The sequence below is a fragment of the Sinomicrobium weinanense genome, from assembly GCF_018863395.1.
Lineage (GTDB): Bacteria > Bacteroidota > Bacteroidia > Flavobacteriales > Flavobacteriaceae > Sinomicrobium > Sinomicrobium weinanense.
The window spans coordinates 12,064-33,474 of sequence record NZ_JAHKRR010000015.1; the positions used below are offsets into that span (position 1 = coordinate 12,064).

The 21,411-nt window shown below is 35.6% G+C and carries 14 protein-coding genes; 11 read left to right on the plus strand and 3 right to left on the minus strand.

Translation table 11 applies throughout. From position 1 onward, the window contains the following. Positions 1-4: 4 nt before the first annotated feature. From KN811_RS21315 to KN811_RS21330, 4 genes are all read left to right on the plus strand, one after another. On the plus strand, positions 5-3,082 hold the full coding sequence (locus tag KN811_RS21315; protein ID WP_187966943.1) for an efflux RND transporter permease subunit: 3,078 nt from the start codon (positions 5-7) through the stop codon (positions 3,080-3,082). 85 nt (positions 3,083-3,167) lie between these two features. Beyond that, the gene (locus KN811_RS21320; RefSeq protein ID WP_187966944.1) at positions 3,168-4,568 is read left to right on the plus strand and encodes a TolC family protein; all 1,401 of its coding nucleotides are present in this window, start codon (positions 3,168-3,170) and stop codon (positions 4,566-4,568) included. Positions 4,569-4,582: 14 nt separating this feature from the next. Beyond that, positions 4,583-5,782: a signal peptidase I gene (gene lepB, locus KN811_RS21325; protein ID WP_187966945.1), complete on the plus strand. Its 1,200-nt coding sequence runs from the start codon at positions 4,583-4,585 to the stop codon at positions 5,780-5,782. 7 nt (positions 5,783-5,789) lie between these two features. Continuing rightward, the gene (locus KN811_RS21330; RefSeq protein ID WP_187966946.1) at positions 5,790-8,951 is read left to right on the plus strand and encodes an efflux RND transporter permease subunit; all 3,162 of its coding nucleotides are present in this window, start codon (positions 5,790-5,792) and stop codon (positions 8,949-8,951) included. A 436-nt stretch (positions 8,952-9,387) separates the two neighbouring features. On the opposite strand, the gene KN811_RS21335 is transcribed toward KN811_RS21330, so the two are convergent. Beyond that, the gene (locus tag KN811_RS21335; protein ID WP_187966947.1) at positions 9,388-11,340 is read right to left on the minus strand and encodes a hypothetical protein; all 1,953 of its coding nucleotides are present in this window, start codon (positions 11,338-11,340) and stop codon (positions 9,388-9,390) included. Between the two features lie 683 nt (positions 11,341-12,023). Further along, positions 12,024-12,287 (minus strand): hypothetical protein, encoded by a 264-nt coding sequence (locus KN811_RS21340; RefSeq protein ID WP_216335033.1) that lies wholly within the window; start codon positions 12,285-12,287, stop codon positions 12,024-12,026. 387 nt (positions 12,288-12,674) lie between these two features. Between KN811_RS21340 and KN811_RS21345 the strand changes: the two genes are divergently transcribed. The 7 genes from KN811_RS21345 to KN811_RS21375 all read left to right on the plus strand — a co-directional run bounded on the left by KN811_RS21345 (position 12,675) and on the right by KN811_RS21375 (position 20,553). Continuing rightward, the gene (locus tag KN811_RS21345; RefSeq protein WP_187966949.1) at positions 12,675-12,980 is read left to right on the plus strand and encodes a hypothetical protein; all 306 of its coding nucleotides are present in this window, start codon (positions 12,675-12,677) and stop codon (positions 12,978-12,980) included. Next, on the plus strand, positions 12,977-13,123 hold the full coding sequence (locus KN811_RS21350; protein ID WP_187966950.1) for a discoidin/SUN/FTP domain-containing protein: 147 nt from the start codon (positions 12,977-12,979) through the stop codon (positions 13,121-13,123). The genes KN811_RS21345 and KN811_RS21350 overlap by 4 nt, the downstream gene beginning before the upstream one ends. A gap of 367 nt (positions 13,124-13,490) precedes the next feature. Then, a complete protein-coding gene (locus KN811_RS21355; protein WP_187967671.1) occupies positions 13,491-15,422 on the plus strand; it encodes an O-antigen ligase family protein in 1,932 nt (643 codons plus the stop codon). A 215-nt stretch (positions 15,423-15,637) separates the two neighbouring features. Then, positions 15,638-15,847 (plus strand): hypothetical protein, encoded by a 210-nt coding sequence (locus tag KN811_RS21360; protein ID WP_187967670.1) that lies wholly within the window; start codon positions 15,638-15,640, stop codon positions 15,845-15,847. 60 nt (positions 15,848-15,907) lie between these two features. After that, complete coding sequence (locus KN811_RS21365; RefSeq protein WP_187967669.1) at positions 15,908-17,104, plus strand: DUF4221 family protein; 1,197 nt, start codon at positions 15,908-15,910, stop codon at positions 17,102-17,104. A gap of 8 nt (positions 17,105-17,112) precedes the next feature. After that, positions 17,113-17,574: a hypothetical protein gene (locus KN811_RS21370; RefSeq protein WP_187967668.1), complete on the plus strand. Its 462-nt coding sequence runs from the start codon at positions 17,113-17,115 to the stop codon at positions 17,572-17,574. A 222-nt stretch (positions 17,575-17,796) separates the two neighbouring features. Beyond that, positions 17,797-20,553, plus strand: coding sequence for a hypothetical protein (locus tag KN811_RS21375; RefSeq protein ID WP_187967667.1), 2,757 nt, complete (start codon positions 17,797-17,799; stop codon positions 20,551-20,553). 32 nt (positions 20,554-20,585) lie between these two features. On the opposite strand, the gene KN811_RS21380 is transcribed toward KN811_RS21375, so the two are convergent. Continuing rightward, a complete protein-coding gene (locus tag KN811_RS21380) occupies positions 20,586-21,224 on the minus strand; it encodes a discoidin/SUN/FTP domain-containing protein (protein WP_187967666.1) in 639 nt (212 codons plus the stop codon). Positions 21,225-21,411: the final 187 nt, after the last annotated feature.

Genomic DNA, 21,411 nt, shown 5'->3' on the forward strand with positions numbered 1-21,411 from the left:
ATTTATGGTTAAATTTCTTATCCATAAACCCATTGGCTCTTTAATGACTACCCTGGCAATTGTTATTTTGGGACTAATTGCCATAACCCATGTTCCAATATCTCTGATGCCCGACTTAGATATTCCCGAGATAACCGTGCAACTTAATGCGGATAACATGTCGGCCCGGGAATTGGAAGATGCTATTGTAACCCCCCTGCGTAACAGTCTGATGCAGGTTAGTCACCTTGAGGATATTCAAAGTGAGGCCTCTAATGGAAATGCTATTATACGTCTTCATTTTACCTATGGTACCAAAACGGACTATGCTTTTATTGAAGTTAATGAAAAGGTCGACAGAGCTATGGCTTCCTTACCACGGGAATTGGAACGCCCCAAGGTAATCAAGGCCAGTTCTTCTGATATCCCGGTTTTTTATTTAAATCTAACTTTAAAGCATGGGCAGGCTATAAAACCTAACGGAAAAGTATCCCGTGAATTTATAGATTTCAACCGTTTTGTCAGTCAGGTCGTGCGAAAACGTATCGAACAAGTACCTGAGGTAGCAATGGTTGATATTAATGGTTTGGTATATTCAGAAATTCTTGTCCTCCCGGACCATAATAAACTAAGAGCGTTGGGCTTTAGTCTGGACGATTTGGAAGCCGCTATTAAAAAACAGGATATTGAAGTAGGGAGTATTTTGGTCAAGGAAAGTCAGTATCAGTATAATCTGCGGTTAGGTACTAATCTGGGGAATGTCCGAGATATTGAAAATATCTATCTCCAAAAAGATGGTAGAGTTTTCCAAATTAGGGATTTAGCAGAAGTGAGGGAACAACCTCAAAAGCGTACCGGTTTAGTGCTTTCTGATGGTAAGGAAGCAATAAGTATGGCCTTGATCAAGCAGAGCGATACTCGAATGAAAGACTTGAAAGAATCCCTGAAAGTTCTTATGGTCCAAATGCAGGAAGACTATCCTGATATTGATTTTTCAATCACTAGAGATCAGACCAGACTATTGGACTATTCCATAAACAATTTGGCCCAAAGTTTGTTGTGGGGTATCCTTTTGGCTTTTGCCATTATGTTCCTATTCCTTAGGGACTTGAAATCCCCGGTTCTTATCGGGATCAGTGTACCTGTTTCCATGATTGTCTGTATCCTCTTTTTCCATCTCTTGGATATATCCATTAATATCATTTCGTTGTCAGGCCTTATTCTTGGTACTGGCTTAATGATAGATAATTCTATCATCGTTATTGACAATATTACTCAGTATCGAGAAAAGGGATATTCGCTTTCTGATGCATGTGTTTTAGCCACTAATGAAGTATTTAAGCCTTTATTAAGTTCTGCGCTTACGACTTGTGCAGTTTTTATTCCATTGATCTTTTTAAGCGGTATTGCCGGGGCTTTGTTTTATGATCAAGCCATGGCTATTACGATTGGGTTATTTGTTTCCCTAATAGTCTCTGTTACTGTTTTACCAGTTTTATACCGGTTGTTTTATTTAAAGAATAATACTAAAGATAGTAAAATTACCAGGTTAATTCGTAGATTAAATACCCTTGATTATAATCGATTTTATGAAAGAGGTTTCCGATGGACTATGCGAAAGCAAACTATGGCATTCGTTATTTTCACCATTTTGGCAGTATGTACTATCGTTTTATTTTCAATCCTTCCCAAAAATCGTATGCCGGAGCTTTCGACCCCGGAAACCCTCCTTGTTATAGACTGGAATGACCCTATTCATGTGGAAGAAAACAAACGAAGGCTATTGGAATTGATCGAATCATTACAAGAAAATTTAGAAACTTATCATTCGCATGTAGGACAGCAGCAGTTTTTATTGGACAAGAACAGCGAAGCAAAAAGTTCCGAAGCCACATTATATCTTCAGGCAGAAAGTGAAGAAAAACTTCAACGGCTTGAAAATGATATAATGCATTTTATAACGGAAAACTATCCACGTTCGATTGCCGAATATAAGGAGGTTGATAATGTCTTTAATATGATATTTTCAGATAACTCCGCTCCGCTTACTGCGAGGCTTAGACCTGTGGAAAACATTGTACAAAACGAAGAACTTCAAATATTATGGCAGGAACTGAAGAGAGAACTTCCGGATGTTGATTTGTCGCCCATAGCTTGGGAAGAATCCCTTACTTTCAGGGCTAATGGGGAAAAAATGATAGCCTATAATGTTTCAGAAGATAGACTTAGTAATACTCTCCAAAGTGCCTTTAATGAAAAGGAAGTACTTTCCATAATGAACAACCAGGAATTTGTTCCGGTTGTGTTAGGAGGTGAAGAAAACAACATCTCTAAGATCTTACAGGAAACAATGGTAGGAGCTGATGATAGTACATATTATCATGTCAATGAATTTTTAATTTCAAGCAGAGGTTTGGATTTAAAAACAGTAATAGCGGGAAAAGAAGGAGAATATTATCCTCTGGATTTAGAAGTAGAAAGTTCCAGTGCATCTCAAATTATAGAGAAAATAAAAAATGTTATAGATAAAAACTCGTTTTACGATGTATCTTTTAGCGGAAGCATTTTTAAAAATCAACAGCTTATTCAGGAGTTGCTTATCGTGCTGAGCATTACTCTGATCCTGTTATATTTTATTTTGGCTTCTCAGTTTGAATCGTTAACTCTACCTCTGATTATTCTTATCGAAATACCGGTTTCCATTTCAGGAACTTTGTTCTTGTTGATTTTATGTGGTATGGGACTTAATTTGATGTCTATGATTGGTATTGTGGTCATGTGTGGTATTGTTATTAATGATTCCATTCTAAAGATTGATACGGTCATCCAGTTACAAAAACAGGGATACGGTTTGTTAAGGAGTCTACTTATCGCAGGACAACGAAGGCTAAAACCCATACTAATGACCAGCTTGACTACTATTTTAGCTCTATTGCCTGTTTTGTTCACTGGCGGTCTTGGAGGAGAATTACAAACTCCCTTGGCAATAGCCCTTATTGGTGGGATGTTGTTGGGTACAGTAGTCAGTCTATACCTAATCCCACTTTGTTATTATCATCTTGTAAGGAAAAAGGCTTATGTTTATAAAAAAGGGGAAATATAGGATCTTACTCTATACGGTTTTTTTCTGTACTGTATCTGGGGTGTTGGCACAGGGTAATATAAATAATCCAACGAAAACACTGACCATGGAAGAAACTTTGGAAATGGCCTCTCAAGAGTCTTTGGATGCTTTTAAGGCCAAAAGACAGTACGGGGCGGATTATTGGAGATACCGTTCTTTTGAAGCTCGGTTGCTTCCCCATGTGGACTTTGAAATGGAACCTTTGACCTATAATCGATCCTTTATACAACGTTATGATCCCGACAATAACATTGATGTATATCGTCTGCAACAAAACCTCAATACTTTTGCTCAAATTTCAGTGAGTCAGAATATTATGGCAACAGGGGCTAAAATATATCTGAATTCCAGCTTTAATCGCTTAGTTAATTATAGTGAATCCAATATAGAAAATTACAGCACTACTCCGATACGCATAGGGCTCAATCAACCTATTATGGCTTTTAATGAATTAAAATGGCTTAATAAAACGGCTGAAATGGAGTATGAAAAAGCCAAAAAGGATTTTCTTTACGAACAACAACAAATCTATCTTAGAACCCTTTCCATGTTTTTTAGGTGGGCCCTTGCACATACTCAGGTGAAAATAGCTGTGGAAAATAAGGAAAATGCACACAGGCTATATAATATTGGGAAAAAAAGATATGATTTGGGTTCTATCGAAAAGGATGAGCTTTTAAACCTGGAGTTAGATGATTTTACATCCACCACAAATTTAAACCAAGTCCAACAACAACTACAAGAAGTAATCTCTGAACTCAATCTCTATCTCAACAGGGACGATCTTTCGGAGTATACTCCGGAACTTCCCGAAATGGTATCTCACCTTAAAATATCGGTAGAGGAAGCTAGGGAATACGCTAGTCAAAACAACCCGAATTTACTTAATATAAACATCCGGAAGATCAATGCTGAAAAAAATTTAGACCAGACTATTAAGGATAATCGGTTTGACTTGTCTATTAACGCAAGTTATGGGCTTAACCAACAAGCAAACACTTTTGCTGATGCTTACAGCCACTTTTTGGATCAACAGATTGTGGCTGTGCAGTTTAGCATGCCTCTACTCGATTGGGGAGAACGGAAAGGGAATATACGAGTAGCCAGGATGACTAAAGAGGTTCAAGATATAGAGATCTCTCAAGATGAAAACGACATTCATCGACAACTGGAACTCAAGGTTAGTAACTTTAACCTACAGGAAGAGCAGGTAATGGCTGCTTTAAGGGCTCGGGAAATTTCCCGAGAATCCTATAAAATTACTGAAAAGCGGTTTTTATCTGGAAAAGTAGATTTATTGCGATTGTCGTCAGCAAGGGAGGCTTGGCAAAATGCCTCAGAACAGTATATTGAGAGTTTACAGAATTATTGGAATTATTATTACGAGGTACAACAGCTTACATTATATGATTTTATTCATGATTCTGCTTTAAGTAAAAACTTTGATAAATTACTTGAAGAATAAATGAATAAGAAACCATGAAAGATAGTTTAAACCATATGCCAAAATATTTTTCTCAGTCATGGAGGTTTTGGCTACTCTTTCTGGGAGTGGTTTTCCCATTATTCTTTGGTCTTATTTGGCTAACATTATTGCAACTTTTATTGTTTGGGGTATACAAATGTATGCTGTACGTTACGGGGTGGATTAAAAATATGACTCTTAGAAAACTAATACGTGGTATTTTTCTTTTCTTGTGGTTGTTACTTATAAGTGTTTGTGCAAAAGTATTTTTGGTAGAGATTTATAAAATCCCGAGCAATTCTATGGAGAATACTCTGTTCTCTAATGATGTTATTTTAGTGAATAAACTTACGTATGGCCCCAAGTTACCCAGAAGTCCTTTTGAGATTTCTTGGGTGAACCTTTTGTTTTATCTGAATGACAATGCTCGGAATGCTATGGAAGAAAATTGGTGGTCTTACCGTAGATTGGACGGAATAAGAAATGTCAAGCAAGGGGATGTCCTAGTATTCCAAGAGTCCAGAACTTTGTTTGTGATTAAGCGATGTGTTGGAGTGGCAGGGGATACATTATCCATTATTGCTGGAAAAGTGTATACTAATAGTGAAAAATATTTTCCACCATCAACTGTAAAGAAAAAATATAATTTTAAAGTAACGAATAGGCGAAAGTTTTTTAAACGGAAGGATTCGATAATACCAAATGTATATTTCTCTGCAGGAGATGATGCTATTAATAGTTTTCAAGGAAACTTTACATATGATGAATGGGAACGAATTAGTAAGATTCCGGAAGTTTATGACTTGAAAAAAGAGCTAGATACTTATGATGCTCAAAAGGGATTATTCGCAATGCCACGGGGCTCTAAATGGACATTAGATAATATGGGACCCTTTCTCATTCCTAAAAAAGGGCTTGAAATAAAGCTGGATGCTTTTAATTTTCATATATACAAAAAAGCTTTAGAAAAGTATGAAAAAGTTGAAATACATGAGCGTAATGGAGGTTATTTTATAAACGGAGAAAAAGCAAAATCGTATAGGTTTAAACAGGATTACTTTTTTGTCATGGGAGATAACCGAGAGGGGTCTTTAGATTCCAGGTATATAGGTTTTATTCCGGAAGAACATATTGTAGGTAAGGTGCCATACATATTATTTTCTTATTATCGGAGGCAATTCCGATGGAATAGGTTTTTTAAAAAATTGCTATAAACAGGATATGAGCCAGAAAGTTTCTACATTCAGGGTCATTACGATTTTTATTTGCTTAGCAATAGTAGGGGGAGGCTTGATTCCCCTGCTCAGTATTCAACTAGTTCCTTCTCGTTCCTTGCCCGCAGTATATGTATCTTATTCATGGCCTGCTGCTTCAGCGAAAGTAATTGAACAGAAGGTGACTTCTAAGTTGGAAGGTCTCTTTAACAGTATGAGGGGAGTGAAAGAGATTAGTTCGACCTCTCGTAAAGGGAATGGAGATATTAGTATTCAATTTAAAAAAAACACGGATATGGATGCTGTCCGGTTTGAAATGGCAGCCCTTATTCGCCAAAGTTACCCTCAAATGCCCGAGGGGGTAAGCTACCCTTTTCTTTCTTTGAGTATTCCTTCTGAAAACAATTCATCTGTTTTGTCTTATAGTGTCAATGCTAATGAAAGTTCATACTATATTAAAAAATATGTCGATCATTATATTCTTCCCAGGCTATCTAATATTAAAGGGGTAAGTCAAGTTGGCTTATATGGTGTTTCTCCTTACGAATGGGTAGTAACATACAATGCTGATAAGTTGTCCAAACTTGGGTTGACTGTAGATCAGGTAACCCTTGCAATTAATACTTTTCTGAAAAAAGATGAAATCGGAAAGGGCACTGAGGTTTTGTCTCAAGGGAACTCTCCTCGGGAAATTAGAATACTTTATACACATCAATCTCAGGAAGAGTTCAACTGGAACAAAATCCCTGTAGCAAAAAGTGGGGGTCGTATCATTTACATGGAAGACATTGCTTCGGTACGTTTCAAGGAACGTCCACCAAGTGCTTATTACCGAATTAATGGTTCGAATACTGTGAATTTGGTTATATATCCGGAAAAAGGGGTCAATACTATTGAACTCTCCAAAAGGATAAAGCGTAGGGTAGAAGATATTAGAAATGAACTACCTGTTGAATATCATCTCAAACTTACACAGGATACAACAGCACATCTTATCGATGAACTGCTAAAAATACAATGGCGAACACTGTTTTCCTTAATTATTTTATTAGCACTGTCTATTGTAATATACCGTAATACCAGATATGTTTTCGTTTTATTTTCGAGCATCTTCATCAATTTTTTTGTGGCAGTAATATTCTATTATTTACTTCAAGTAGAGTTGCAGTTATATTCCTTTGCAGGTATTACTATTTCTTTCGGTATTATCATAGACAATACGATCATTATGATGGATCACTTTCGTCATAAAGGAAACAAAAAAGCTTTCCTGGCTATTTTGGCGGCTACACTAACTACTATAGGGGCAATTACGGTAATCTTTTTACTAGAGGAATCTCAACGGATCAACCTATGGGATTTTGCCCTGGTTATTGCAATCAATCTAGGGGTGTCTCTTTTAGTGGCGTTGTATTTAACTCCTGCTTTATTAGAGAAATTCAAAATAACACACAAAAAAAGACACTTTTCCAGAAAGCGAAAAAAACGTATTGTCTGGTTTACATCTCAGTACGAATACTTTATAATTTTTTTAAACAAACCAATGCCAAAGTGGGGACTCATTATAATAATGATTTTGGGGTTTGGTTTACCATTGCATCTAGCTCCGAAACAAATAGAATCGAAAGGATTGTTAGCAGATTTATATAATCAAACTATGGGAAATGGATGGTTTGAAGAGAACATTCGCCCTGCTATGGAAAAGATTGTTGGAGGATCTCTACGTCTTTTTACAGAAAATGTGTTTGAAAAATCTTATTACCAGGAACCACAGAAAACAACACTTAATGTTACCGGGACAATGCCGGAAGGCAGTACCATAGAACAATTAAATAAGGCGATACTGAAAATGGAAAATTATATCGCATCTTTCAAGGAAGTAGAACTTTTTGAAACTCAGATCAAAAGTTACAATGATTCCAGAATCACCATTCATTTTAAAGACGAGTATGAATCCGGTGCATTTCCATATGTTTTAAAAAGTCTTCTGGAAACTAAAGCAGTAAGCCTGGGGGGGCTGGATTGGAATATATATGGTGTAGGAAGGGGATTTTCCAATGCCTTGAACACAGGGTATCTCGCTGATCAGATTGTTTTGGAAGGGTATAATTATGATGAATTGTATCAATATAGTCAAAGATTACGGGATAGCCTTTTAGTCCAATCTAAAGGCAGGGTAAAGGAAATAGAAATCAACACAGGAGAGTGGTTCAGCAAAACTTTATATGAGTATCATTTGGAATTTGAACCACAAGGCATAGCTTTGGCTGGGATAACGGAATCGCAGGTTTATAATACTCTTAAAAATCAACTTCACTCGGCAAATCTGTCCCCTGTGATTAGAAATCACGAATTGCAGGAGGCAAAATTGGTCTCTGATCAACATGAACAATTTACGGTGTGGGATTTAAAGAACACTCCTGTAGATATCGATGAAAAACAATTCAAACTACATGAACTTACTACTATAGAAAAACGAAAGACGGGTAATGATATTAAAAAAGTAAACCAACAGTATCATTTGGTTGTTGCCTTTGAGTTTATCGGTCCAAGACTTTTGGCTGAGAAATTTAAAGAAGAAAGGATACAAGCAATTTCTAATGTTTTACCTGTTGGTTATAAGGTGTTTAAGCGTGATAATTATGGGTGGAATAAAGAAGAAAAAAAGCAATACTACTATATTTTTATTATTGTCGCGATAATTTTTTTTATATGTGCTATTCTCCTGGAATCCCTTCGGCAGCCATTGGTCATTTTGAGCATGATTCCTATTTCATTTATTGGGGTATTTCTTACTTTTTATTTTTTTGAGTTTAATTTTGATCAAGGAGGTTATGCCTCTTTTATCCTTTTGTGTGGTATTAGTGTAAATGCGGCTCTTTACATTGTAAATGATTTTAATAATTTAAAACGACACTACCCGGGACGGGATATTAGAAAATTATATTTTAAGGCTTATAATCATAAAATTCTCCCTGTATTTCTAACCATTATCTCTACCATAGCTGGTTTGTTGCCGTTTGTTTGGGGAGGTCAAAGGGAAGTTTTTTGGTTTTCATTTGCAGTAGGTTCTATTGGAGGATTAATTTTTTCCCTTTTGGCCATCTTATTATATTTACCTTTATTTCTAAATTTAAAGAACAAAGAAAGGAAAGTGAAAAACGATTAAGTTTATAATGTTAATGTTTTTTGTGGATTAAAGCCAACAAAAAAACTAAAAATAAAGCAGGTGTAGTGATGAGTTTAACCTTTTGACCTGTGTTTTTTTGGTAAAAATGTTTTTAAATTGTTGAATTTCTGGAAAAATAGTTTGTGCCTAAATAAACATTTGTAATTCCAACTCAGAGACCAAAAATATCCTCAAAAAAGAAAAAACTCAGGTCATCCATACTTAAATCGCCTGAGTTTGTTATTTATTTTTTTAGGGAAATTAACTTACTTCTGAAAGTGCCTAATAAAATGCTTTTTTAACGGTTTTGGCACATTTAGAAGTGAATAAATATTTGTAATTCAACTCTGAAAGTGCCTGTTTAACTCAGGATAAAGGGGAGAGGGGATTGTTTCTTTATTTAGATGTAAAAAGATGTTCTTAGTCGGCCGGATATCTAATACCATATCTGTTCCCCATTTTTATACTCAAAGATTCTTTCTTGGCGGCCTTCATCAAGGCATTTTAGATATAATAAACCATTTTTAGGAACATTTTTGTATTTCAATTCATAATCTTCTGCTTTTTGTTGGCCCAAGGAAACGAAAACTCCTTTATCCACATAAAACAGCTCATAGTTAAGCCCTTTTAATACATGATTTAGATTGTTTGGAGGGGCAAATGTGATTTTTGAAACATACTGTTTTTTTTTCAAATCAATACCTTTCCAAGTAGTTGAATCATTCTCCGTAGACGGACTACTTGTTATAAAATTTCCTTCTAATTGGATCTCCTTGTTTTCAGATTCCTGGTACGACAATTTGATTTCTTTGATTGTGATAACATTTCTGGATAGAATTCTAAAATACCTGTACTTTTTTTTAATGTTCAATGGAATCTCATATGGCCTTAATTCTGGCTCAAAATCGATTTGTTCAATAGTGACCGCATCTCTAAAATCCCGATTGTTTGATGCTTGTATTAATGATCCTTTTATGCGTTTTGCGTCCTTTTCCAGTCCTTTCTTGGCCGGGTACTTTCTTTTTATTACTACATCACTGGTCGAATTTCCAGGAATAAATTCCTTTTTATTTCCATTATGGTCAAGATGGAAAGGAGTGCCAAAAGGAATTGTTCTGCCATTTTTATAAAATATCGGTTGATATACGATGTCAGTTCCCATTTTATTAAAAATCACCATATTACCTTCTATTTTCCCCCATTGCACAGGAACCCATCTTTTATTTACCCCTAAGACACTTAGGTAAGCATAATAAGTATTTTTTGGTATTTTCTCTTTTGTGATTTCGTGGCTTAGGTTAATAGTATTGAAATAATCATTTGACACATCCTTTTGTTTTACATTTCTGAATAATTGAGGTATATTTTCAAGTTTTATTCTTTTATCTGAGATTGGGCCTTCCATATGTGTAGAAAAAGTATGCCTGTAAACTTTGGGGAGTCTTATTTTTCCACTCCAATCATCCTCAAACTTATTGTTGTTGATATCAGGATTATAAAACCAACTATGTCCCTTCTCCCAATATGATTCAAAATATAATGTTCTTCCCCCATATAAGAGGGCATTCCATTGATGATTATCCTCTTTATTGCCCCATGCAGGGACAAAATCAACAACCATAGGGATACCTTCAGTATTGACTATATAAGTATTAAACCAACTCTTTACAGTACATTTACCACTTTTAATTTTCATGAAATCCTTAAATTTCAAAATGGGTAGTCCCTCCGTCAATTCATAATTGAATTTGTACGTTTTATATTGCCCAAATAAAGAATCACAGGCTTTAGTAAATGGAATTGGATATAAATCCTTAAAATGATCTTCATTTTCACTTTTAAAGAAATCTCTCCAATTCTCGAGAGCCTTTCCCTGTATATGTCGATAGGGTAAAATATATTCACAAAAGTCTTCAAAAGATACACTGTCACGGGCGTACGGGTTATTCCTCCATGAGTTATAAGCATCATCAATGTTTTTAATTAGAAATTTGCTAGTCACAAACTTGATGTCTTCCTGTACAGGTTTGGAATAAATATAGGTGTGAGCTGGGGATATTATCTTGAGGCTATCCCATAATTTATTTAACTTATTAGGATCAATGCTGTCATCTTGTTCCCATTGTGATTTGGCCATAAGGGGGATAATTCTATATTTTTTTAGGTTGGTAGTGTCATAAGAATAATTATAGGGAAGATTAGAAATAAGAAATTTTGCGGCCTCCAATTTCATAGAATCCCCTTCTTTTTTATAGTACTCAAGAACTTTGATGAGTTCGCCTTTGTTTTTTCCACTCAGCTCTAAAGCATTTCTTATTTCGACATCATATTTATGGCAGGAAACTAACAATAGAATCCAAAAATATAGCATTGCCTTTTTATTATTCATAATTTCGTTTTTTCTTATTTTTATCATTATGCAAAAGCGAATATAGGATTGATTTGTTCCGCACCTTTTTTTAGACATATCCTCGTTATATAGGTCGTCTATAGGTTCAGCATTGTTTCCTTCTTTGCTGCAAGTAGGTTCGATTTAACCATCGATATATAGTTTATACCCGGTTATGTTTCTTCTTCTCCATCATTGATCTTGTGGTGACTTTGTAGTTTGCAAAAGGGTTTGAAATACGCTAGGGTTTGATAAATTTTGATCCATTTATAGATAAAATTCCTGGTGTTAGTATAAATGTGTCTGCTATGGTCTTTCTTGATGTTTAAAATCTTCCATGTATTCCACACAGTAACAATACCAAAACTCAGCTTTACGCATAGTACGTATCCCATCCTACTAATAAAAAATAAGATATCCTTATTTCACCAGGAAATGGCTAACGGCCCATTCAAACATGGAAGTGCCTATTGGAACTCTGCGGTAGGATGATCATTTTGCTCCAGGGAGGATAGGCACAGAGTAGGCCACTATGGGCCCACTCCTGATGCATATTTATAGCCCTGTCAGGGGGGGCATCCTCAATCTGTAATTTGGTAAGAAAAGACATAAGCAATTAGGTTTTGCAGATTATAAGATCTGATGGATAGTACGGAGTATAAATATAAAGATTTTCGCTTATATTACTCTTTACGTTTCTTTACAGGATATTTTTCAACACACACTTTCATCATTTCACCGGGTTCTTTTCCCACGGCTTTTTCGATAATCAGGAATTCATAAGGCTCAGGTGCACCGGTATTGAAATAGATATCGATTAATGGTTGTTTCTCTATTCCGGTCTTACTCTGGATCTCCTCAAAAGTGTTTTCCCCTTCGAAGTTTTCTCGCATAAATAGGCCGAAATTGGTTCGCTTTTCCAGTTTGTATTTTTTCTTTAGTTCCAAACTACGATGAGTGTAGACTGCATCCCGTACATTTTTAATCGTGTCACCTGTATTTACGGCGATATTATAGAAGGAATGGAGCGATACTCTTTTCTTCTTTTTGATGATTATCTTACTAACCTTCCCGTCTGAAACAAGCTCTATATCGATTCCAGGAAAAATAGTGTATTTGTGTATTTTCGATAGGAATTATAGAAATGGTTGAGTACCTATTGGTTGGATATTTGTCAAAAATGGTGATGTAACCTTTGAGGATATACAAGGGAAGGGAGTGATATATTTAGCCATGGTTTAAGATTCTAATGGTGGGTTAATTCCTGTGTCTGATCCTTTTACATGAGGATGGTCGTCAGGGCATATATAGCCCCTCAAAAGGAGAAAAATACCATGGAGTTACAAAGAAAATATCATATCAAAGATGATTTTTTAGAACAGACAGTTGAAGGGGTATTTCAGGCATCAAATGACAAAGAGTTCAGAGGTAAGGTCGATCTATACCAAATTCAAGATACCTTTAGGTTGATAAACCATGAAGTATCAGTGACAACTCTTGTTAGGTATCGGTATATCCGTTATTTATTCCCTAAGGGTAGACCGGGAAATATGGCCAAAATTGAAATCAAAGGAAGTGATGGAAAAAAACTAAGCGGGAAAATAATGACAGATAAAAAAATACGGAAACACCATCTATGAAAAATGCTTTTGACGATAATCCTTTGAGTTTTGTCTATACTGGTTATCAGGATAATGGACAATGGGTGGGAGTAGATTTAGAAGAGGAGAAACAGATAAAATCAATTGTATTTTGTCCTAAAACAGATAAAAATGATATATGACCGGGATTAAGATATGAAATACTTTATTGAGATGGACGATGGGTTTCTCTCGGGAGAAAACAGGCTTATGATGATTATCATATATCTTATAATGAGGTTCCTAAAGAGGCACTTTTTTGGTTAAGAAACCATACTGAGCGTATGGAAGAAAGGATTTTTACATATGAAAATGATACTCAGATTTGGTAGTGATTGAAATTCTATAAGTAAATGTGTTTTTAAGACAAACGTAAGTTTAACATTTCGGCTTGTGTTTTTTATAAAAATATGTTTAAATTGTTGCATGTTTAAAAAATAGCTTATGACCAAATAGCTAATAAGAGCCCCCCTCCCCCCGCCCTGAATAGAATGAAACCCTACATGAACTATGGCAAAATTTAAAATTTTTATCGATGCTATATTATCAGGTGCAATATGTTTGCTCTTGATCGTATTGGCATCAGTAAATGTTCCGGATTTAATAAATTCGACGCAAACGGGAAAGTCTATTTTTTTCTTTTATAGTGTTATTTTTATTGTCATACTAACCTTTGTAAAGCTCTTATTTTCTCCTTTGATCATCCGCATCAAATTATTAGATGGGTGTTTATTGATCTTGCTTTTTTATATAAGCATTAACAGGTATTGGATTCAGTCTGTTTCTGGTTTTTCTTTACGATATTATGAATTCATAGGATTATCTTTTTTATATCTGGCCTTGAGGAATACCTCTTTCAAGGCGCTTCCTTATTTTTTACTATCTGTATGCTTATCCGGGATATTGCAAGCCATACTAGGCTTTGGGCAATTATTGGGATATATTCCTTCGAATCATGCCGGTTTTAAAATGACAGGGAGTTTTTTTAATCCGGGGCCTTTTGGGGGATTTTTAGCCATAGTTTTTGTAATAAGTTTAGGGAGTTATCTTTTTAGAGAACAAATCATGTCCATAATAAGCTCTAAAGAAGATAAAGTATCAATTTTATGGGTCAGGATACAGTCTTTTTTGTTTCATTATGTGCCGCTTGTCAGTTTAATTTTAATATTGATCATTCTGCCTTCGACACGCTCCAGGGCAGCTTGGTTTGCTGTTCTGGTAGGTGGCGGTTTTGTGCTATTATACAAGTATAATAGAATATTGCTTCCCATGATACAGCGTTGGAGAAAAATGTTGTTATGGCAAAAGGCACTTTTGGGGGTTATAGCATTACTCCTTATGTGCTCGAGTATATTTGGGGTATATCATTTTAAGAAAAATTCTGCAGATGGTCGTATTTTAATATGGAAGGTATCGACTTCGGGTATCATCATGCATAATCCAGCTTTTGGAGTAGGCTTTGATCGTTTTAAGGCCAATTATATGAATGATCAGGCGGATTACTTTAAAGAAGTTGGAGAAGGGAAAGAAGCTGCGTTGGCAGATAATACCTATTATGCTTTTAATGAAGTATTACAATTTATTGCTGAAAATGGATTTATAGGTTTTGTTATACTCGGATTGACAGGGATTGTATGCTTAGGAATTAAGACGAGTAGGCAGGAACGATTTTTAAAGATAAAGTCATTAGGTGTTTTATTGTCGCTTTTAGCTTTTGGATTGTTTTCGTATCCGATGCAAATATTACCGATTAAGATGGAGATGATCTTGGCTTTGGCGTTACTTTCCAGATCAGATAGAAGAACTATTTACGGGATCTCATCAACTCCTTCTCGTATAAGGAATGTGTTGGTAATGAAAACTTGTATGATATGTGTATTGGGGTTAGTTGTATGGCAAAGTATACCTAAAATCACATCAATAAAGGATAATTTTCAGGTGTGGCGAAGGGCACTTGACATTTATAATTCCGGTTTATACAAGGAGAGTCTTTCAGAGTTTAAGTGGGCTTATTCTGGGATAGGAAGTGATGGAGATTTTCTGATGAATTATGGTAAGGCCCTGGTTATGGCGAATGAACATAGGCGGGCAAGGGAAGTTTTAGAACAGGCCAAAAAATATTTAAACACAACCATTATAGAAACAGCTTTGGGAGACACTTACAAAGGTTTGGGGTTGTATGAAGAAGCAGAAGAGGCATATCAGAGAGCGTCATATATGATTCCGGGGAGGTTCTACCCGGAATATTTATTGGCTAAACTTTATGTAGAGACAGGGCAACACATAAAGGCAAAAAACAAAGCAGAAGAGGTATTAGGTAAGAAGGTGAAAATTCCATCGATGGCTATAGAAGAAATAAAGGCCGAGATGAGAAGAATAATAAACGATATAGAGGTAGACCAAGGGGAGGAAGAAAATCCTCCGGGGTTTGAAAATAGTTAAAGAAGGTACAAATATGTTTAACTATAAAAAAACAGCCTATGAGATAGACTTTTATTACCCGGAGGAACTCTTTAAATATTTAAAGATGACAAAAACTTAAAGATATTAAGGGTTTTGTAATGTTTAGCAAAAGTAGCATTTCCTCGAAGACTTTTGTAAGTTTTAAAAATCATTTTAATGGCAATTGATGCCAGAAACCATTTAAAGTTTTAGTTATGAAACAAATAGTAGGAATTATGGCTGTAGCAGCTTTGGCGGTTGGAGTGTTTTTTGTAGACACTACTAAATCAAATTATGAAGTGAACTTGGCTTCATTAATTCAAGATGCCAATGCTGATTGTGAAATTTGGGCTTGGCCTCAGAAATGTAATTCTTTTGGTAGATGCTCTTCATTTGGCTCCGGCGGTGGTTGTGATGTGCGATAATTAATAAAGACGGATTCGTTATTTTGTAACGAATCCGTCTTTAAATAAAAGAAGCAAATTATGAAACATATTTTTTTTAATTACTGTTTTCTTCTGTTAGTGTTTGTCTCCTGCAATAATCAACAGGTTACATTACCAAATGATAGGAAAGGAGAAATGCACGCTTCCATGAAACTTGCTGAAGTAGGTTCTAAGTCATTTTTGCTAGATAATGAAACATCTACAAAACCCTTGTATATTCAAATGATTAAAGATTCATTAGGAAGTAGACAGTTAACCTTTTTAAACAATTATAACAATTCTATTTATTTCTATCAATACAATAACCCAAGATTTGTAAAAAAAATAACCTTTGATAAAGATGGGCCATCTGGTGTTCAGATGCCCGAAGGATATTACATCAAAGATCCGGACTCTATTTATATTTTCAGCAGATTGTTAAAGGTATTCCTTGCGAATAGTAATGCAGATGTGTTAAAAAAGATTTCTTTAAATGGAGGTAATGATATTACAAATCGCGATAGAAATTGGGCATATCGGTATCCGGAATTTTATGTAGAAACTGTTAGCCCGTTTATGGATAACTCTAATGAACTATTGCTGACGGGGATATTTGGAGGTACTATGCCTGATTCCATTGTGGACAAATTCAAGTACACTGCGCGTATAGATTATGATCTGTCCAACGTTAATTATGTTCATACTTACCCACGTTCTATATTTGGAGGCAATGTCAATTGGGGAGAAGGGTTGTTTGTACAAGTATTTCCCCAGCTACATCCTGATGGTAAAAAAATGATATATAGCTTACCAATGTCACACGATTTGTTTATAACAGATATAAATGCTAACTCGCATAAGAAGATTTATGCTGGTAGTAATTTTGCTGACACCAATAAATCTATTGACAAAAGCCCTAACAAAGCATCAGCCGAGTCAATTCTGTCATCATTTGTAAGACAAGATATGTATGCTGCTATTATTTATGATAAGTACCGAAAAGTATATTATCGGGTTTTAAGAAAGGCATTTCCCAATGCTCCGAAACAAACCTCATGGAAAGAAAAGAACATTGCGATTATTATTATGGACGATGATTTTAATTATCTTGGAGAGACTGTTTTGGGGACGGAAAGAGAATGGAATTGGCATAACTCATTTGTAACAAAAGAGGGGTTGAACATTGAATACCAAGATGAAAATAATATAGATGAAGTAAATCTGACATTTAAGATCTTTATTCCTAAAAAAATATAATTAATTGTATGAGAACTATAAACTTAATACTAACCTTTGTGATTATTGCCCTGTCAACTTCTTGCAAAAAGGGAGAGAAAGAAATTGAACGTGATCATATAGTGAAATTTTTGGACACTTTTTCAGTAAATGATTCTACAAAATGGGTAGTTATACTTCCGGGATTAGGTTGTCATGGTTGTATACAGGAGGGTGAAGTCTTCATGATGGATAATATAGACAATAAAGATATTTTCTTTGCCTTAACCAAAATAGAATCTCTTAAAATATTGCAACAAAAAATAGGTATAAAACTAAGAGGTCGTTCGAATGTTTATATTGACCCAAAAGAAAGTTTCAAAATACCAACTAATAGTATTTACCCCTGCGTGGTATACTTGGATGGTGGAAACGTAAAATATCATGAATTTCAATCACCTGGAAACAACGCTTTTGAAAAGCTTCGAACTGAGATTAAGGATACTGAATAAAACCTGTTAGATTCAAAGATTTTAATAGTCATTAGATATTCTCATATATTTTAGGTGTTTAATTTTTTTTGCAGGTTGATCCCTATTGGATGTGAAATAGTTTTTCATTCCCATTCTTTTATTGTTGAATATTGTAAACGGGATATGTGTAGGGAGAAAAGAATTTAGAATAGATGTAAGACTTTTATGGATGTTTGTTTTTTGAAACATATTGCGATCTTAATGGAAGTTAAAACACAAAATCAAAGAGGAATGATTCTCAGACTAATATGGTTAAGTTCAGTAAAGAGGCTTTTTTTATTTGTTCTTCTATTCCCTCTTTTCGTTTTTCCACAAAAGAATTATAATAGGTTACTCGATTTATCTATGGCAGAAAAGGTATATCTGCAACTTACCTCTCAGGTGTATGCTTTGGATCAACCTATATGGTTCAAAGCGATAGTTGCAGAAGCTAAATACCATAGGCCCGCGGCATATAACGGCGTACTCTATGTGGATTTGATTGGTCCCAATGAAGAAATAGTATCCCATAAACAGGTAAAGCTAAATAATGGAATAGGTAGGGGGGCCATAGAGTTAAGAGATGATTTTACGGAAGGCCGTTATTTGATAAGAGCCTATACACAATGGAATCGGAATTTCGGGAATGATTTTGTGTATAAAGCTTATGTGAATCTGGTTTCTGAATCGAGAAACATAGGGGAAAACCCGATTAATACCCTAAGATTGGTTGAAAAGGAACCGGGACGGTCTCTATTGCAAGGAGAGTTTCGTCCTGAAGTCATGGAGTCTGTTGATGAAAGACGGATTCCGGTATATATAGACTGGGGTCAAGGGCAGGATACAATAATGGTAAAAAGAAAAAAAAATACTTATTCGTTCGAATATGAAGTTCCTGATGATCTGGATTGGGTCACCCTTGCCTTGGAAAGTTCTGATGAGACATGGCATTCCGAAACCGTTGTGCTAAACGAAAGTGCTCCGGATGTACAATTCTTTCCCGAAAGTGGTCAGTTAGTTCACGGATTCCGGAACAAGATCGGTTTTAAATCCGTAGGTATAGATGGAAAGGGAAAAGTTGTACAGGGATCAATTTTCGATGACAAGGGCCAACATGTTGTTGATTTTAAAAGCAATTATTTGGGTATGGGAACCTTTTCGTTAGAAGCTGATAGCACCAGAACTTACTATGCCAAAGTTTTCCGGCCAGGTGATTCGGTTCATACAAATACGTATCCCTTGCCCCGGGTTATGTCAAAAGGTAGTATTCTATCTGTATCTGGGACCAATGAAAAAATCTGGATTCGGGTAGCATCGAATAAGGTGACTGATTATGTATACGTTAAAGTAGCTTGTAGAGGTGTGGATTATTTTTTAGTGGAAGGCCCTTTGCACAAAGGACATTTAACTAAGGATCTACCTTCTGAACAGTTGCCGGAGGGGATTCTTGTTTTTACCCTTATGGATAGGGAGAAGCGCTCCTTGGCTGAACGTTTATTTTTTAATAAATCAGATAGAGATCGGTTGGATATTTCATTAACAATGGATAAGAACACTTATGAGAAGAGGGAGGAAACCAAATTGGATATTCAGGTTAGAGGACAAGATGTCGATTCTGAAAGATTTAACATGTCTGTTATGGCAATTAATAAGAATCACTGGCATCGAGGGAAAACTATACGATCCTTTTTTTTGTTGGATTCTGAACTCCGGGGGGAGATCGAGGAACCGGATTATTATTTTAGGGAGGAAAACCCGGACCGCATGAATGATTTGGATGCTCTATTGCTTACCCAGGGCTGGCGTAATTATAAATATCCAATAAAGCGAAAGGGATCTACTTTCTTTTGGCCTCAAAAGGGGATTGAGATAAAAGGGAGGGTAACGGGCCATTTTAATAAAAGAAAGTCCCCTGGGGAAGTAAATATGACCTTGGCCACATTCGGTGAAGAAACCACCTTTTATACTAGTGCTGTGGATAGTTTGGGCGGCTTCTGTTTTTTGTTGGATGATGTATATGGCCAAAAGATACCAATATTGCTTAGTGCGACGGATGCATTAGGGAAGAAAACAAACTATAAAATAATGCTGGATACCTTGAAGTCTCTCAAAGTGACCTATGAACGAAAACCAGTTTTCCGTAAATTGGATACGGTAGTTAAGGCGATCATGAATGTTCAGAAAAAACGGGCCCGTGTTGAGTTTGCATTTGATTCTTTAGATGGAGTTACCCAGTTAGACGAAGTAGTGGTGTCGGATCGTCATTTGACTTCGGAACAATTGAAATTCTACAAAAAATATGGAGAACCGGATGTAGTTATCACAGGAGATGAAATCAGGGAGAAAGAAAAAAAATGGTCGTATGGTCTTTACAGTATATTGATGTTTAATTATGGAGATCAGGTTGAAGTAGAACAGTTTCCAGATGGGTTTATGCTGGCTCACATTCGTGCCGGAAGTAAAGAACCCACCTTGTTGATTGTAGATGGTCACCTCTTGAGAAAACATGAATATGAGTTTGTTCCTCACATGTCTCCGAAAATTGTGGAACGGGTGGAGTTGATTAAATATGCTAAGTTTTTTAAATCCCGTTATTTAACGGTTTTTCCGGAAACAAATCCATTAGATGCGCCACCCTTAGGTCACATTATTTCAATCACGACCAAGGGAGGTGGAGGCATTTATGCGTCTCACCGACCCGCCCCTGGTACGCTTAACGCTTCTATTACTCCATTTTCTCCAATAAAGGAATTCTATGCTCCGAAATATAGCCGTCCATTATCTGGGAACGAACAAAAACCCGATTTTAGATCTTTAATCTATTGGGACCCCGATATTAAGGGCAATCAATCAGAGAAGGAATCGATAAGTTTTTACAATGGAGATATTTCGGGAGAATATGTTGTCATTGTGGAGGCGATTTCAGAAGAGGGACATATAGGTTACCAAGAAAAAATGTATCATGTTGTTGAGGAGTAATCCTTGTAAAAAAAGTTATAGAACGTCCTATCTTACCACCATACCTGTTTTTCATTTTCATATGTAAAAATCCTTTCTTCAACTCCTTCATCAAGACATTTTAAAAGATATAGGCCATTTGAAAAGGGGGAATTAAAATCCAATGTATGGGTTGTAGCTATCTTTTTTTCAATAGATTTCCATCCAGAATTCCAATAGAATAATTCATATCTTAATCCAGGCCAGATATCATTCTTATCTGTTCTTGGGCAGAAAGTGATTTCAGATAGTTCTTTTTTCTCTCCAAAATCAAGTCCAACCCACTGGGGTTCTGCATCCTTTTTGATGTTTATGAAACTTAGAACATTATTGTCAAATCCGAAATCAAGGGTAGGATTATCCTTGATACTTTTTGAAGAAATGAGCTTGCCCTTTAATTTTTCACCTTTATTAGTGACAAACATCATTTCAGAAATATTTCCATTATTGTGAGGAGGTATAAGGAAGCGAACAAATCTATACTTTTGTCGAGGGTTAATTTTTTTGTTATAAATAATTATGCGGTCTAAATCTCCTATAGAATAAAGGTTTTCGAATTGACTAAAGTTAATATCATTTGAAGCCTGAAATGTACATTCAGATAAACTTGGCGTTAGATCCTTTTTAAACCAGTATTTTCTTTTGAGCTTCATGGAAATTGGTCGTTCTTGATATTTAATATGGGTGATTTCTCCCGTTGAATCTGTAAGGCTCCCTAAAAAACAAAGCGTTCTTAATTAGAAAAACGTTTAAATTTAGGGTAATGAAAAAAACACGACACACCGAAACACAGATCATCAAGATCTTAAAGTCTCAGGAAGCCGGACAGTCTGTTACAGA